Origin of the sequence: Synechococcus sp. WH 8101, assembly GCF_004209775.1 — a bacterium.
Lineage (GTDB): Bacteria > Cyanobacteriota > Cyanobacteriia > PCC-6307 > Cyanobiaceae > Synechococcus_C.
Genome location: NZ_CP035914.1, coordinates 2,381,190 through 2,396,145, shown reverse-complemented (window position 1 = coordinate 2,396,145; position 14,956 = coordinate 2,381,190). Strand labels below are relative to the sequence as shown.

14 protein-coding genes and 1 pseudogene are annotated in these 14,956 nt (G+C 62.9%); 9 read left to right on the top strand and 6 right to left on the bottom strand.

Going from position 1 to position 14,956, the window contains the following annotated elements:
* The first annotated feature begins 4 nt into the window (after positions 1-4).
* From SynWH8101_RS12765 to SynWH8101_RS12735, 7 genes and pseudogenes are all read left to right on the top strand, one after another.
* The gene (locus SynWH8101_RS12765; protein WP_130130537.1) at positions 5-1,195 is read left to right on the top strand and encodes a citrate synthase; all 1,191 of its coding nucleotides are present in this window, start codon (positions 5-7) and stop codon (positions 1,193-1,195) included.
* A 60-nt stretch (positions 1,196-1,255) separates the two neighbouring features.
* Entirely contained in the window at positions 1,256-2,374 is a 1,119-nt protein-coding gene (gene nuoH / locus SynWH8101_RS12760; protein WP_174719561.1) for an NADH-quinone oxidoreductase subunit NuoH, read from the top strand.
* A 92-nt stretch (positions 2,375-2,466) separates the two neighbouring features.
* Positions 2,467-3,121, top strand: a pseudogene (gene ndhI / locus SynWH8101_RS12755) (NAD(P)H-quinone oxidoreductase subunit I).
* Complete coding sequence (locus SynWH8101_RS12750; protein WP_130130068.1) at positions 3,118-3,720, top strand: NADH-quinone oxidoreductase subunit J; 603 nt, start codon at positions 3,118-3,120, stop codon at positions 3,718-3,720. The pseudogene ndhI and the gene SynWH8101_RS12750 overlap by 4 nt, the downstream one beginning before the upstream one ends.
* A 39-nt stretch (positions 3,721-3,759) precedes the next feature.
* Positions 3,760-4,089 (top strand): NADH-quinone oxidoreductase subunit NuoK, encoded by a 330-nt coding sequence (nuoK, locus tag SynWH8101_RS12745; RefSeq protein WP_007101382.1) that lies wholly within the window; start codon positions 3,760-3,762, stop codon positions 4,087-4,089.
* Positions 4,090-4,107: 18 nt separating this feature from the next.
* A complete protein-coding gene (locus SynWH8101_RS12740) occupies positions 4,108-5,061 on the top strand; it encodes an NAD(+) kinase (RefSeq protein ID WP_130130067.1) in 954 nt (317 codons plus the stop codon).
* Between the two features lie 12 nt (positions 5,062-5,073).
* On the top strand, positions 5,074-5,589 hold the full coding sequence (locus SynWH8101_RS12735; protein WP_130130066.1) for a CYTH domain-containing protein: 516 nt from the start codon (positions 5,074-5,076) through the stop codon (positions 5,587-5,589).
* A gap of 203 nt (positions 5,590-5,792) precedes the next feature.
* On the opposite strand, the gene SynWH8101_RS12725 is transcribed toward SynWH8101_RS12735, so the two are convergent.
* Positions 5,793-6,071: a response regulator transcription factor gene (locus SynWH8101_RS12725; RefSeq protein WP_007101386.1), complete on the bottom strand. Its 279-nt coding sequence runs from the start codon at positions 6,069-6,071 to the stop codon at positions 5,793-5,795.
* A 90-nt stretch (positions 6,072-6,161) separates the two neighbouring features.
* On the opposite strand from SynWH8101_RS12725, the gene SynWH8101_RS12720 reads away from it, so the two are divergent.
* Positions 6,162-7,100, top strand: coding sequence for a methylenetetrahydrofolate reductase (locus tag SynWH8101_RS12720; RefSeq protein WP_130130064.1), 939 nt, complete (start codon positions 6,162-6,164; stop codon positions 7,098-7,100).
* On the opposite strand, the gene SynWH8101_RS12715 is transcribed toward SynWH8101_RS12720, so the two are convergent.
* The 5 genes from SynWH8101_RS12715 to SynWH8101_RS12695 form a co-directional block, all read right to left on the bottom strand.
* Positions 7,081-8,259: an NDP-sugar synthase gene (locus SynWH8101_RS12715; protein WP_130130063.1), complete on the bottom strand. Its 1,179-nt coding sequence runs from the start codon at positions 8,257-8,259 to the stop codon at positions 7,081-7,083. The two genes, SynWH8101_RS12720 and SynWH8101_RS12715, sit on opposite strands and share 20 nt — an antisense overlap.
* A 46-nt stretch (positions 8,260-8,305) precedes the next feature.
* The gene (locus SynWH8101_RS12710) at positions 8,306-9,208 is read right to left on the bottom strand and encodes a segregation/condensation protein A (RefSeq protein WP_130130062.1); all 903 of its coding nucleotides are present in this window, start codon (positions 9,206-9,208) and stop codon (positions 8,306-8,308) included.
* A 68-nt stretch (positions 9,209-9,276) separates the two neighbouring features.
* Positions 9,277-10,941, bottom strand: a complete 1,665-nt coding sequence (locus SynWH8101_RS12705) for an NAD(P)H-quinone oxidoreductase subunit 4 (RefSeq protein WP_130130061.1) — start codon at positions 10,939-10,941, stop codon at positions 9,277-9,279.
* Positions 10,942-11,053: 112 nt separating this feature from the next.
* Positions 11,054-13,066, bottom strand: a complete 2,013-nt coding sequence (locus SynWH8101_RS12700) for an NAD(P)H-quinone oxidoreductase subunit 5 (RefSeq protein ID WP_130130060.1) — start codon at positions 13,064-13,066, stop codon at positions 11,054-11,056.
* 35 nt (positions 13,067-13,101) lie between these two features.
* Positions 13,102-13,803 carry an NnrU family protein gene (locus SynWH8101_RS12695; protein WP_130130536.1) on the bottom strand — a complete coding sequence of 234 codons (702 nt, stop codon included), beginning with the start codon at positions 13,801-13,803 and terminating at the stop codon, positions 13,102-13,104.
* Positions 13,804-13,962: 159 nt separating this feature from the next.
* Here SynWH8101_RS12695 and SynWH8101_RS12690 point away from each other — a divergent pair, with 159 nt between their 5' ends.
* Entirely contained in the window at positions 13,963-14,949 is a 987-nt protein-coding gene (locus SynWH8101_RS12690) for a LysR family transcriptional regulator (RefSeq protein ID WP_130130059.1), read from the top strand.
* The last annotated feature ends 7 nt before the right edge of the window (positions 14,950-14,956 follow it).

The window sequence follows — 14,956 nt, the reverse complement described above, 5'->3', positions numbered from 1 at the left end:
CGGAGTGGGGGTGGCACAGAACGAGGAGATTCGCCATGAGAAAACCGGGATTGTGTTCAGGCCCGGCCTGGAAGGCGTGCCTGCCACCCAGTCGGCGATCTGCGACATCGATGGCCAGCTCGGGCGTCTTTCTTACCGCGGTTATCCCCTGGAGGATCTGGCGGTTCACAGCACCTTCCTGGAAACCACCTATCTCCTGATCTGGGGCGAGCTTCCTTCGCCGCAGCAACTGCGGGACTTCGAAGAGGAAGTGCAGATGCACCGGCGCGTCAGTTTCCGGGTGCGCGACATGATGAAGTGTTTTCCTGCCAGCGGTCATCCGATGGATGCGCTGCAGTCGAGTGCGGCATCCCTGGGGCTCTTCTATTCCCGCAGGGCGATCGATGATCCCCAATACATCTACGACGCCGTGGTGCGGTTGATCGCCAAGATCCCCACGATGGTGGCTGCGTTCCAGCTGATCCGGAAGGGGCAGGATCCGATTCAGCCGCGGGACGACCTGGCCTACTCGGCCAATTTCCTTTACATGCTCACCGAGCGGGAACCGGATCCGCTCGCGGCCCGCATCTTCGATCGCTGCCTGATGCTGCACGCCGAGCACAGCCTGAATGCGAGCACCTTCAGCGCCCGTGTCACCGCGAGCACCCTTACCGACCCCTATGCCGTGGTGGCCTCGGCCGTCGGCACGCTGGCCGGCCCGTTGCATGGGGGCGCCAATGAGGATGTGCTTGCCATGCTCGAAGAGATCGGCTCACCCGCCAATGCCGCCGCCTATCTCGATGAGGCAATCGCCAGCAAGCGCAAGGTGATGGGCTTCGGTCACCGGGAATATCGCGTCAAGGATCCCCGTGCCGTGATCCTGCAGTCGCTGGCGGAGGAGATGTTCGCCCGTTTCGGTCACGATGATCTCTATGACGTCGCCCGAGCCCTGGAGGAGGCCGCCGACAGCCGCCTCGGTCCAAAGGGTATTTATCCCAACGTCGATTTCTACTCCGGCCTGGTGTATCGCAAGCTTGGGATCCCCAGGGATCTGTTCACACCGGTGTTCGCCATCGCCCGGGTCGCCGGCTGGTTGGCGCACTGGCGGGAACAGCTCGGTGCCAATCGCATTTTTCGTCCATCGCAGATCTACACCGGACGCCCTCTGCGCAGCTGGGTTGCGCGCGAGAGCCGCGTTCCGGCTGCGGGCGCCTAAGTTGCTGGCAACTCACCCGTGATTATGGTGACTCCCTTTGCCACTGCCGCGCCGGCCCTGGTGAGTCCAGGTCTGGATCTGGAACTCAGCTTCAGCGAGGCGTTGCAGGGATTCGGGCTGTCCCCCCAGGCGGCCCATCTGCTCTGGTTGCCGCTGCCCATGCTGCTGGTGCTGGTGGCTGCGGTCGTGGGCGTGTTGGTCACCGTCTGGCTGGAGCGCAAGATCTCCGCGGCTGTGCAGCAGCGCATCGGTCCCGAATATGCCGGTGCCCTCGGTGTCCTGCAGCCCCTGGCCGATGGCCTGAAGCTGCTGGTGAAAGAAGACGTGATTCCGGCCCGCGCCGACGGCCTGCTTTTCACCCTCGGCCCCGTGCTGGTGGTGGTGCCGGTGATCCTGTCCTGGCTGATTGTTCCCTTTGGCCAGAACCTGCTGATCAGCAACGTGGGTGTGGGGATTTTTCTCTGGATCTCCCTAAGCAGCGTGCAACCCATCGGCCTGCTGATGAGTGGCTACGCCTCCAACAACAAATACTCGCTCCTGGGCGGTCTGCGCGCCGCTGCCCAATCGATCAGTTACGAGATTCCCCTCGCGCTCTCTGTGCTGGCGATCGTGATGATGAGCAACTCACTCAGCACGATTGACATCGTCGATCAGCAGACCGGCGCCGGGTTGCTCAGTTGGAACGTGTGGCGGCAACCGGTTGGCTTCCTGATCTTCTGGATCTGTGCCCTCGCCGAGTGCGAACGACTTCCCTTCGACCTCCCAGAGGCGGAGGAAGAACTGGTCGCCGGTTATCAAACCGAATACGCCGGTATGAAATTCGCCCTCTTCTACCTGGGCAGTTACATCAATCTGGTGCTGTCGGCGCTTCTGGTCTCGGTGCTCTACCTCGGGGGCTGGGGCTTCCCGATTCCCGTCGAGTGGCTCGCCGGATGGTTGGGTCAATCCGTCGATGCCCCTGTGGTGCAGGTGATCACCGGCACCGTGGGCATCGTGATGACGGTGCTGAAGGCCTACCTGCTCGTGTTCCTCGCCATCCTGTTGCGCTGGACCACGCCACGGGTGCGCATTGACCAGCTTCTCGACCTGGGCTGGAAGTTCCTGCTTCCCCTCTCACTGGTGAATCTGCTGGTCACCGCCGCCCTCAAGCTCGCCTTCCCCGTTGCCTTCGGAGGCTGACCCTGTCGGGACGAGGCCTGGCTTCGCACCGACAACGCGCCGCTGCGAGCGGCATCATGACGTTTCACTGACCATCTGACCGCTGCCAGGCCATGTTCGGATTTCTCAAGCAGGTAGGTGACTACACCAGGGATGCCGTGGATGCAGCCCGCAATCTCACCCAGGGATTGGCGGTCACCTTCGACCACATGAAGCGTCGGCCGGTCACGGTTCAGTATCCCTACGAGAAGCTGATTCCATCAGAGCGCTATCGCGGCCGGATTCACTACGAGTTCGACAAGTGCATTGCCTGTGAGGTGTGCGTGCGGGTCTGCCCGATCAACCTGCCCGTCGTCGACTGGGTGATGAACAAGGAGACGAAGAAAAAAGAGCTGCGCAATTATTCCATTGATTTCGGGGTCTGCATTTTCTGTGGCAATTGTGTGGAGTATTGCCCCACCAACTGCCTCTCGATGACGGAGGAATATGAGCTGGCGTCCTTTGATCGCCATAGCCTCAATTACGACAATGTCGCCCTCGGCCGCCTGCCGACCAGCGTCACCACCGACCCTTCCGTGCAGCCGCTGCGCGAACTCGGCTATCTGCCTGCCCTGGGCTGATCCCCACGACGTGCCAGCGGATCAGCCCAGGGCAGGTCAGCTGCCGGAGCAGGTTCTGGCCAACCTTGCCCCTTCGGATGGTGCCGATGCGGCGGATGGTGGAGAATCCTCTGCAACGGCCCCTGCCAAGGAGGAGAGCGCGGAATGACGATCGCAGCGTCCACCCAGCTCATCTGTTTTGTTGCGCTTGCTGCAGTGGTAGTGATCGGCGCTCTCGGCGTCGTGCTCCTGAGCAACATTGTGTATTCCGCCTTCCTGTTGGGTGGCGTGTTTCTGGCGGTTGCCGGTCTCTATCTCCTCCTCAATGCCAGCTTTGTGGCTGCGGCCCAGGTGTTGGTCTATGTGGGGGCGGTGAACGTGCTGATCCTGTTCGCGATCATGCTCGTCAACAAACGGGAAGACCTGGCGCCGATTCAGGGTCTGCCGATTCGGCGGCTGCTTTCCGCCGGCGTCTGTGCCGGTTTGTTCGCCCTATTGGTGCGGGTGGTGGTCACCACTCCCTGGGCTGTGCCAGGTCCGGCGGCGATCGGTGAGGGGGCGACCGAGCGGATCGGCGAGCATCTCTTCACGGATTACCTGCTTCCCTTCGAGCTCGCGTCTGTTTTGTTGCTGATGGCGATGATCGGGGCGATCGTTCTGGCCCGTCGCGATGTGCAGTCCACCGACCTGGGCACCGGCGCTGTGGCCGATCAGGGCTTGATTGAAAAGGCGCGCACACCTCTGCTTGTCGATCAGGGTCCCTCCTGATCCCGGCCATCACCCTTTCCTTGTCTGCTCTCTTTCCCCATGTCCGACCTGCTGAGCGGTTCCGTACCTCTTGAGGCCTACCTGCTCCTGGCGGCGGTGCTCTTCTGCACGGGGGTGTGGGGCCTGATCAACAGCCGCAACGCGGTGCGCGTGCTGATGAGCATCGAGTTGATGCTGAACGCCGTCAACATCAACTTGATGGCGTTCTCCTCGTATGTGGATGGCGATCTCATCCGCGGTCAGGTGTTTGCCGTGTTCGTGATCACCGTGGCGGCGGCGGAGGCGGCGGTGGGTCTGGCGATTCTGCTGTCGCTGTATCGGAATCGGGTCACAGTGGATATGGAACGCTTCAACCTGCTGCGCTGGTGATCCCGGTGCCCCACGTCCATGCAGCTCCAAAGGGTCTGGCTGATTTATCGGGCTGACAGTCCGATTGCCTTGCGTGAGGCCCGCCGTTGCGCCGATGCGTTGACGGCGCTCGGCGTGACCGTTTCCCTGGCGATGAGCGGCGCCAGCGCCGACCCTTTTCCAGGCCTCCTGGCCTCGGAATCTGAGCTTCCCGATCTGGCGGTGGTGCTGGGTGGCGACGGCACCGTGCTTGGCGCGGCGCGCCATCTGTCGGTGCTCAAGGTCCCAATCCTCTGCTTCAACGTGGGTGGCCACCTCGGCTTTCTCACCCATGAGCCCAGCCTCCTCGGCGGTCAGGAGCTCTGGCAGCGCCTGCTCGACGACCGTTACGCCATGGAACGGCGCATGATGCTGCAGGCCACGGTCAATCGTCGGCCGGATCTCAATTGTCCGGTGGGTGCCTCATCGGGGCCGAGGGCCGATGCTGCGACCCCCGATGTGGAGCGGCACTGGGCCCTCAATGATCTCTATCTGCGCCCCTATCGCGATGAAATTGCGCCCACCTGCATGCTCGAGCTTGAGATCGATGGCGAAGTGGTGGATCAGATCCGGGGCGACGGGCTCATCCTGGCCACCCCCACCGGTTCCACCGGCTATGCGATGGCGGCAGGGGGGCCAATCCTCCATCCGGGCATGGAGGCGATCATCATCAGCCCGATCTGCCCGATGAGCCTGTCCAGTCGGCCGGTGGTCGTGCCACCCCGCTCCAGGCTGGTGATCTGGCCCCTGGGGCAGCCCAGCAGTCAGGTGAAGCTCTGGAAAGACGGTGCCAGTGGCCCTGTGCTGGAGCCAGGTGAGTGCTGTGTGATTCAGCGGGCTCCCCACCACGCCCTGATGGTGCAGCTGGATCAGCGGCCGTCCTATTACCGCACCCTGGCCTACAAGCTCCATTGGGCGGGCAGCCTGGTGGACAGCGCTCCGTCGCCGAACTGATCCCGCACCGCCATGGCACTCGAGATCGAACGTCGCTTTCTTGTCGCAACGGATGGATGGAGGCCTCTGGCCGGTGCTGCCCAGCCATTGCGTCAGGGCTATCTCGCCGGTTCGCGCGAGGGTGTCACCGTGCGACTGCGTCTGCGCGACAGCGATCAGGGGCGGGCCGAGCAGGCCTGGCTGACTCTTAAAGCCCCTGCGGCGGGTTTTGCGCGCCATGAGTTCGAATACGCCATTCCCGTGGCCGATGCGGAGGCTCTCTGGCAGCTCGCGCCCCATCGGCTCACCAAGACGCGCTTTGCCATCGCCTGTCCAGGCGGGGATTGGGTGGTGGATGTGTTTGCAGCGGAGAATGCGCCGCTGGTGTTGGCGGAGGTGGAATTGCCTGCGGCTGATGCGCCGTTGGATCTTCCCCCCTGGTGTGGTCGCGAGCTGACGGGCGACGATCGTTGGAGCAATGCGGCGCTGGCGCACCAGCCTCTGGCAAGCAGGCCCCGGGAGTGGCTGAAAGCTTTTGATTTGCTTTAGATTTGAATGACAGGGTCGGTGCCGCCGGCTCAGGTCGCAGAGCAATCTGCAGGGGGTGGCCATGTATGGCCTTTACGACAGCGATGGCATCCTGCGCTTCATGGGAGGGTGCAGGGAAGCCTGCGAAGACTATGCCGCGCTGTTTGAGCTATCTCTGGCGAATTGCTCTCTGTTGGCGATCCCCCGGGTGATCCGCTCGCCGATCAGGACGCGCCGGGTGTCGCGTCAGGCAGGGAGCAGCAATTGAACCCATCGCGGCAGATTTTGCCGTGATCCATGGCCCAGTTCAGGAGGGCAACCCGGTTTTTGGCACCGGTTTTGGTAAACACGTTACTGACGTGGTTATCCACCGTGCGCTTGCTGATGGTGAGGCGTTCCGCGATTTCCTGATTGGTGAGTCCCTCCGCAACCAGCTCCACGATTTCGATCTCCCTGGTCGAGAGATCGATCGATGGGGAGCCGGAGTCGCTGCCATGGGCCATGGTCACCGATTCCCACGCCTGTCTTGTTATCCTAGGCGCGGGGCAGTGACCTGATCCCCCATAGTGGCCGGGGTTCAAGGGTGAATCGGTTTGGTGAGTGCGCTGCAGCGCGTCCTGCTGTCTGGAGAGGCAGCGATCACGGCGGAGGTGATGCCGCCACGGGGAGGGGATCCCAGCCATGCCCTGGCGATGGCGGAGCTGCTGCGGGGCCGGGTGCATGCCATCAATGTGACGGATGGCAGCCGGGCCGTGATGCGGATGAGCAGCCTCGCCCTCTGCCGCTTGCTTCTGGATGCAGGCCATGAACCGGTGCTGCAGATGGCCTGCCGCGATCGCAATCGGATTGCGCTGCAGGCGGATCTGCTCGGGGCCCATGCTCTGGGGATCCGCAACCTTCTATGCCTCACCGGTGACCCTGTGAAGGCGGGGGATCAGCCCGGAGCCCGGCCTGTCAACGAGCTCGAATCGGTGCGTCTGCTCCAGCAGGTCACGGCTTTTAACAGCGGCATGGATCCAGTGAAGGAGACCCTGGCGGATGGGCCCACCAGCCTGTTTGCGGGGGCTGCCGCCGATCCTCATGCCTCCAGCTGGAGCGGCCTCTCCAGGCGGTTGGAACGCAAGCGCAAGGCCGGTGCCCAGTTTGTGCAGACCCAGATGGTGATGGATGCCGCTGTGTTGGAGCGCTTCTGCCGTGAGTTGGCGGCACCGTTAGAGCTGCCAGTGCTGGCTGGAGTGTTTCTGCTCAAATCGGCCCGCAACGCCCAGTTCATCAATCGGATGGTGCCCGGAGCCTGCATTCCCGAAGCTCTGATCGAGCGTTTGGCCAACGCCGAGAACCCTGCGGCCGAAGGAGTGGCCATTGCCGCCGAGCAGGTGCGTCGCTATCTGGGCATCGCCCAGGGGGTGCACCTGATGGCGGTGAAAGCGGAGGAGCGGATCCCTGAGATCCTCCGCCAGGCAGGCGTCAGCTCGGATGCTGTGAATTTCCAGGCAGTTAAGTCGCAGGCTGTTAAGTCGCTGCAGTCGTGAGATCGGTGCCGAGCAGCTCAGCCATCGCCTTCTGCTGGGGCGAGGGTTCCACCAGATCCTGACGACGGGCATCGGTGATCAGCCAGTCGAGGGCTGCTTCCTGCAGATCGAAGTGGTCGCCGTTCTTGCCGACGCAGTAGCGGCCGAACACCAGCTTCTCCACCAGCTGCACCCCGGGGCCGATTCGTGAATAATCAAAAATGATCGAGTTATCGATCACGGCGCCTTCGCAGATGTGACAGCTGGGGCCGATCATCGACGGGCCGAGAATCGTCGCGCCGTCTTCGATCTTGGTCATTCCACCCACGTACACAGGGCCCTGCACCTTGATCGTGTCCCAGTTGGCAGCCACATTCAGGCCGGTGTACACCCCTGGTCGCACCTCCTTGCCCGGGATGCCGACCTGACGCACCTCGCCTTGAAGCACGCTGCGAATCGCCTGCCAGTAATCGGGCACTTTGCCGATATCCACCCATTCGAAATCCATCGGCAGGGCATAGAAGGGTGACCCCAGCTCCACCAGCTTCGGGAACAGGTCGGAGCCGATGTCGAATGGTTGCCCGGAGGGGATGTGGGCAAAGATCTCCGGCTCAAAGATGTAGATGCCGGTGTTGATCGTGTCGCTGAGGGCTTCCTCCACCTTCGGTTTTTCCTGGAAGGCGCGGATGCAGTCCTGCTCGTCGGTAACGACGACGCCGTAGCTGCTCACCTGATCGCGAGGCACCCGTTTGGTGACGAGGCTGGCGATCGCCCCCTTCTCCCTGTGGCGACGCACCGCCTCGCTGAGATCCAGGTCGATCAGGGCATCGCCGCAGAGCACCACGAAGGTGTCATCGAAAAAGGGTTGGAAATCCTGGATCTTCTTGAGGCCGCCGGCCGACCCCAGGGCATCGCCGATCAGTTCGCCATCTTCAATCCTGCCCTCAAAGCTGTAAGCGATTTCCACACCGAAGCGTTGGCCGTCGCGGAAGTAATTCTCGATTTCTTCGGCGAGGTGCGACACATTCACCATCACCTCCTTGAAGCCGTGCTCCTTGAGCAGCTCCAACAGAAACTCCATCACCGGCTTCTGCAGGATCGGGATCATCGGCTTGGGGATCACGTGCGTGATCGGCTGGACCCGCGTTCCCTTGCCCGCCGCCAGGATCATCGCCTTCATCGACGTCTCGAGGCCTCAGTTCGGATGCATCAACATAAAGGGCCGCCTACGCCGCCCTCGCCTCCTTGGCCGGCATGACAGCTGGCACCTGCAGCGTCGTGAGCGGCAACTGGGCCGCACTGCCTGGAGCCAGCACTCGTTTCAGCCGGAGTGGGGCATGCAGGTGTCCCTCCTGCTGTAGCTCCACCTGCCCCTGGGAGGAGAGGAAGAGCAGGGCCCAGAACACCCCCACCCGATCGGTGTCTAGATCCGCAGCGGCAGCGTCAGCCCAGTGTTCAACGAGGGCTTCGAAATCGGTCCAGTGAAGGGCTGCCTCCCAATGGCTCAGGAACACGCCAAGGGCGGCGGTGGTTTCCGGCAGTTTCTCCCGGTGGGCGAGGGCGGCCACCTGGGCAATCGCTTCGCGACGACTGAAGCGCTTCTGCCGTTGGCGTCGCCGCAGCTCCAGCTCATCGGAGTCGAGTTGTTCAGCGATCGATTCGAGCTGTTCGATCAGTTCGCCGAGGGTGACCGGTCGCCGCAACGGTGGTGGGGCCACCGGGCGGCGCTCCAGCAAGCGTTCCGGTCGACGGGGTAGATCGAAGTCGGGATTTAACCAGCCCTGATCCCCCAGCTCCGGTTCGCAGCACTCTTCCAGCACTGGCTCCGGGGGGAAGGTCTGGGCTTCGAGCACCTCTGCTTTCAGGCCCACGAGCACGGAAGCTGCCAGAAAGGCTTCGCTGCTGTCGGCCAGATCCTGCTCGTAGCTACCACCACGACCCTGGAGGGCACGCGCCACCTGGCGGGGCACGGCAATGCGCTGACGCAGCTGATCGAGAAAGCCGTCCACAACGGCGATCACATCCACATCCCAGGGATCGAGATCGCCGCGCTGCGCCGCATCCTGGAGCAGGCGGATCGCCAGGCGCGCTCCCCCCTCGCTTCCGCGGATCAGCTCGGCATCCGACAACGCTGTGACATCACTCCGCTCAAGGTATCGATAGGAACCAGCAGATGCCAGCTCCCATCCTGTGCTGTTTAGTTGCCCGCGGCGAGTGCCGGAGCCTGCAGCAGCGCCGGCGCCAGTGAGAGGCTGCGAATCATCGGCGCCGTGGGTTGTTTGAGCCGTTCCATCGCCACCACATCCCGATCCACCAGCGCTTCGATTGAACTGCGGTAGCTGTCGGTCATCAGCCGGGGATACAAGCCAATGCCGATGATCGGCACCAGTAGGCAGCCGATGATGTAAATCTCGCGCGGTTCGGCATCCACCAGGTTGGTGTTGGTCACCAGTTGGCTGTTCTCTTTTCCGAAGAAAATCTCCCGCAGCATCGAGAGGAGATAAATCGGGGTCAGGATCACGCCGACGGCAGCCAGTCCGTCGATGACGATGCGGAAGGTGAGGCTGTAGGCCTCGTCGGTGGCGAAACCGGCAAACACCATCAACTCACTCACGAAGCCACTCATGCCGGGAAGGGCCAGGGAGGCGAGGGAGCAGACCGTCCAGAGGGCGAACATGATCCGCATCTTCTGGCCCACGCCGCCCATCTCATCGAGCTGGAGCGTGTGGGTGCGGTCGTAGGTGGCTCCCACCAGGAAAAACAGGCTGGCCCCGATCAGACCATGGCTGATCATCTGCAGCATGGCGCCACTGGTGCCGAGGGCACTGAAGCTGCCGATGCCGATCAGCACAAAACCCATGTGGCTGATGGAGCTGTAGGCGATCTTGCGTTTGAGATTGCGCTGGGCGAAGGAGGTGAGGGCGGCATAGATGATGTTCACCACGCCGAGCACCACCAGCAGGGGAGCAAATTGCGCATGCGCTGCCGGAAGCATCTCGGCGTTGAAGCGCATCAGGGCATACCCACCCATCTTGAGCAGAATGCCGGCCAGCAGCATGTGCACCGGAGCGGTGGCTTCGCCGTGGGCATCGGGGAGCCAGGTGTGCAAGGGCACGATCGGCAGTTTGACGCCGAAGGCGATCAGCAAACCCGCGTAGCAGAGCAATTGGAAGCCGGTGCCGAAGCCCTTCTGCGCCAGCACGCTGTATTCATAACTCGGTGTGCCACCCCCGAAGAAGCCCATGGCCAGGGCTGCCAGCAGGATGAACAAGGAGCTTCCGGCGGTGTAAAGGATGAATTTGGTGGCCGCGTACTGACGTTTCTTGCCCCCCCAGATCGCCAGCAGCAGATACACCGGAATCAGCTCCAGCTCCCAGGCCAGGAAGAACAGCAGCATGTCTTGCACAGCGAAGACGGCGATCTGACCGCCATCCATCGCCAAGATCAGGAAGAAGAACAGCTTCGGTTTGAAGGTGACCGGCCAGGCGGCTAGCACGGCCAGGGAGGTGATGAAGCTTGTGAGCAGGATCAGGGGCATGGAGAGCCCATCAGCGCCGACGGCCCAGGTGAGTCCGAGCTGCGGCAGCCAGCTCACCCGTTCCGACAGCTGCAGGCCGCTGACGCTCGGGTCGTAGCCATTGAGATAGGCCGCAGCGGTGATCAGGAAAGTGATCAGGGCGATGCCTAGGGCAAACCAGCGCACCTGTTTGCCGTCTCCCTTGTCGGGAACAAAAGGCACGATCAGGGCGCCAACGATTGGAAACAGAATCGAAAGGCTCAGCCAGGGAACACCGGCTTCGAGGGCGTCAGGCACCAGAGCCGACGTGGGATCGAAGGGTGGACTGACGGCGAAATCCAGCACGGCCAGGCCTTTTCAGCACTGGCTGGAGTGTAGAAATCCTGGCCCGGTTCGCATCGCCTCGATAGGCGTTGACACACACAACGCCTATCGAGGCCCCAAGGGGGCGAACGGATCAGGTGATCGGGCTGCCGAGCACGCCGAACAGCACCACCAGGGCGATGACGCCACCGAACACGATCAGGGCATAGAACTGAGCCCTGCCGGTCTCGAAGTATTTCAGGCCTTCGCCACTGCCCAGGGTGAGCAGGCCGGTGAGATTCACCACGCCATCCACCACCTTGGCGTCCACTTCCAGCACTTCGCGTGCCAGCTTGCGGCTGCCGCGAACAAAGAGCTTCTCGTTGATCGCATCGAGATACCACTTGTTGGCGAGGAAGGCATTGATCGCCGGGAAGCGAGCGGCCGCGAGTTGGCTCAGATCAAGGCGATGCAGCAGATAGGCAAGAACAGCGATGCTGATGCCCGCCAACGAGATGGCCACAGAGGCACCGGCCAGAGGCAGGAATTCTCCCCAGCTGAAGTGTTCAGCCATCTCAGCCGCCTCCTCTGGATTCAGCAGGGCAGCGAAGCGGCTGTTCCAGGGGGTGCCGAGCAGGCCGATGAGCACCGACGGCACCGCCAGGATCGCCAGGGGCAGGGTCATGGACCAGGTGGATTCATGCACGCTGCCGGCGTGATGGCCATGGTCTTCGTCAGCAGTTTTGCCGGCGGCTTCGAGCAGGCTGTGTTGCAGCGCCGTATCCGTGCCGCGGAACTCCCCTTCGAAGGTGAGGAAGTAAAGGCGGAACATGTAGAAGGCTGTCATGCCTGCGGTGAGAAAGCCCACGGCCCACAACAGCGGGAATGTGCCGAAGGCCTGGCCGAGGATTTCATCCTTGCTCCAGAAGCCGGCGAGGGGCGGGATGCCGCTGATGGCGATGCAGCCGATCAGGAAGGTGATCGCCGTGATCGGCATCTTGCCGCGCAGGCCGCCCATCAGGCGCATGTCCTGCGCCAGCACCGGTTCATGCCCCACCACGTCTTCCATGGCGTGGATCACCGAGCCGGAGCAGAGGAAGAGCATCGCCTTGAAGAAGGCGTGCGTCACCAGGTGGAACATCCCGGCTACCGGGGCACCGCAGCCCATGGCCAGCATCATGTAGCCCAGTTGGCTCACGGTGCTGTAAGCCAGACCTTTCTTGAGATCCATCTGGGTGAGGGCGATCGATGCTCCCAGGAAGCAAGTGATCGTGCCCACCACGGCAATGACCAGGCCCACCGATGGGAACTGGGCGTAGAGCGGCTCGAGGCGAGCCACCAGGAACACGCCGGCGGCCACCATCGTGGCGGCGTGGATCAGGGCGGAGATCGGTGTGGGACCTTCCATCGCGTCCGGCAGCCACACGTGCAGTGGGAACTGGGCCGACTTGGCCATGGGCCCCATGAACACGAACAGGCAGAGGGCGAGAGCGGCCCAGCCGGGCACCACTCCTGAGCTGATCGCAGCCGAGAGACCATCGGCGATGCCTTGGAAATCAAAGCTGCCAGTCGCCCAGAACAGACCGAGGATGCCGAGCAGGAGCCCGAAATCCCCGACCCTGTTCACCACGAAAGCTTTTTGGGCGGCATGGGCGGCACCGTCGCGGTCGTACCAGAAGCCGATCAGCAGATACGACGACATCCCCACGAGTTCCCAGAACACATAGATCTCGAGGAGGTTGGGGCTCAACACCAGCCCGAGCATCGAACTGCTGAACAGGGCGAGATAGGTGAAAAAGCGCACGTAGCTCTTGTCGTGCGCCATGTAGCCATGGGAATAGAGCATCACCAGCAGGGCGATCGTGGTGACCAGGGCGAGCATCACGGCCCCGAGTGGATCCACCACGTACCCCATCGGCAGGCTGAAACTGCCGGCGCTGGCCCACACGAAAAGATGTTCCACGGGAGCCGCACCAGCCAGTTGCTCCAGCAGCACCGCGTAACTGATGGCAGCAGCTGCCCCCACGCAACTGAGCAGCAGCACGGCAACCGGTTTGCGCAACCGATTGATCGTGCGGTTGAAACTGATCAGCCCCAGGCCGGTGATGACGGCACCGAGCAGGGGGAGCACCGGGATCAACCAGGCGAAGTCAGCGGCCGAGTGCATCCGGGCGAATCAGGCTGATGCCGAGTGTAGGCAGCTCAGCTCAACAGGCCCTCGAGCCGTGAGTGAAGAAAGACCATGCCGCCGATCGGGATGTAGCGATGGGCCCACCAGAACACCCCCACGGCGATGGCGATGCCGAGTTGGGCCGGACGCAGCAGTTCGCGCCAGTCGAGCTGCTGACGCCCATCGAGCACGGCCACGAAGGGAACCACCGAGGTGCTGTCTCGCAGGGTGTCGAAGGCGGTGCCGAAGCGTTCCTTCAGGCGGCGATCGCCATGCCAGACGGCGAAGAGATGGTGGCCGATCAGGCCGGCGCAGGTCACGAGCATGAAGCTGCTGCCGATCCAGAGGGCGTGGCTGAAGCACCACAAGATCTGACCCACCGCCTGGGGGTGGCGGCTGATGCGAATGATTCCCGTGGCATAGAGCCGCACCTGGGGTTTGAGAACGGCAGGAATCTCCAGCAGGTTGTAGGTGGCCGGATAGAGAAACAGAAAGCTGATCGCCGTCAGTGTCCAGATCAGGGGCACCATGCCCGGCACCGCCTGGAGGTTCCAGAGCTGCAGGCCGTCGTAGCGGTGCGCCAGGAAGTAGCCGATCACCACCACGGCTGAGGGAATGCTCAGAGCCGCGAAGATCAGGCGCCAGGCGCGGGCACCGATGCGGGCTTCGGCGCGGCTGCGCAGGGCCGCGCCGCCGCTGTGAATCAGGGCGAAAGCGAGGAGCAGGGCCAGCATCACCAGGCTGCTGTGGTGAAGATTGGGAGGGGCGCTCAGCGGCACGGTTGGATCTCACAGCCATCGCAAGCGGCGATTCTGGCGGTCCGTGAACGGTCGTTCCTGCAGCGGGCATCCCACCTACAGTTTTGGTCTTCGTTGCCCGGGTGGCTGGGCCCCATGGCCGATCTCCCGTTCACCCTGGATCAGCTGCGCATCCTTCGTGCCATCGTCAGCGAGGGCAGTTTCAAGAAGGCCGCTGACAGCCTCTTCGTCACCCAGCCGGCGGTGAGCCTGCAGATCCAGAATCTTGAGAAGCAGCTTGAGGTCTCCCTCTTCGACCGTGGTGGTCGCAAGGCCCAGCTCACCGAGGCCGGTCACCTGCTGCTCGGTTACTGCGACCGAATCCTGAGTCAGTGCCACGAGGCCTGCCGCGCCCTCGACGATCTGCACAACCTCAAAGGCGGCTCCCTGGTGGTGGGCGCCAGCCAGACCACAGGCACCTATCTGATGCCTCGGATGATCGGCCTGTTTCGGCAGAAATACCCCGATGTGGCCGTGCAGCTGCATGTGCACAGCACCCGGCGCACCGGCTGGAGTGTGGCCAACGGTCAGATCGATCTGGCGATCATCGGTGGTGAACTGCCCCCGGAGCTCAACGAGCTGCTGCAGGTGGTGCCCTATGCCAGCGATGAACTGGCCCTGGTGCTGCCGGTGAAGCATCCGCTGGCCCGCCTGCTGGAGCTGAGTAAAGACGACCTCTACCGACTCGGCTTCGTTTGCCTCGATGCCCAATCGACCACCCGAAAGATGGTGGATCAATTGCTGGCACGCTCCGGCCTTGATGTGCAGCGGTTGCGGATTGAGATGGAGCTCAATTCCCTGGAAGCGATCAAGAATGCGGTGCAATCCGGTCTTGGTGCCGCCTTTCTGCCGGTGGTCTCGATTGAGCGGGAGCTCAATGCCGGCACCCTGCATAAACCCTCGGTGGTGGATCTGCAGGTGCGGCGACAACTGAAGCTGATCAGCCACCCCGCCCGCTACTGCTCCAGAGCAGCGGAAGCGTTCCGTCGCGATGTGCTTCCAGTGTTTGCCAGTGCCGACAGCCCGCTGCGTCAGAGCCGGAGCGCCGTGGAGGAGGGGGAAGCGGTGGTGGAAGCGGGGTGATCAGACC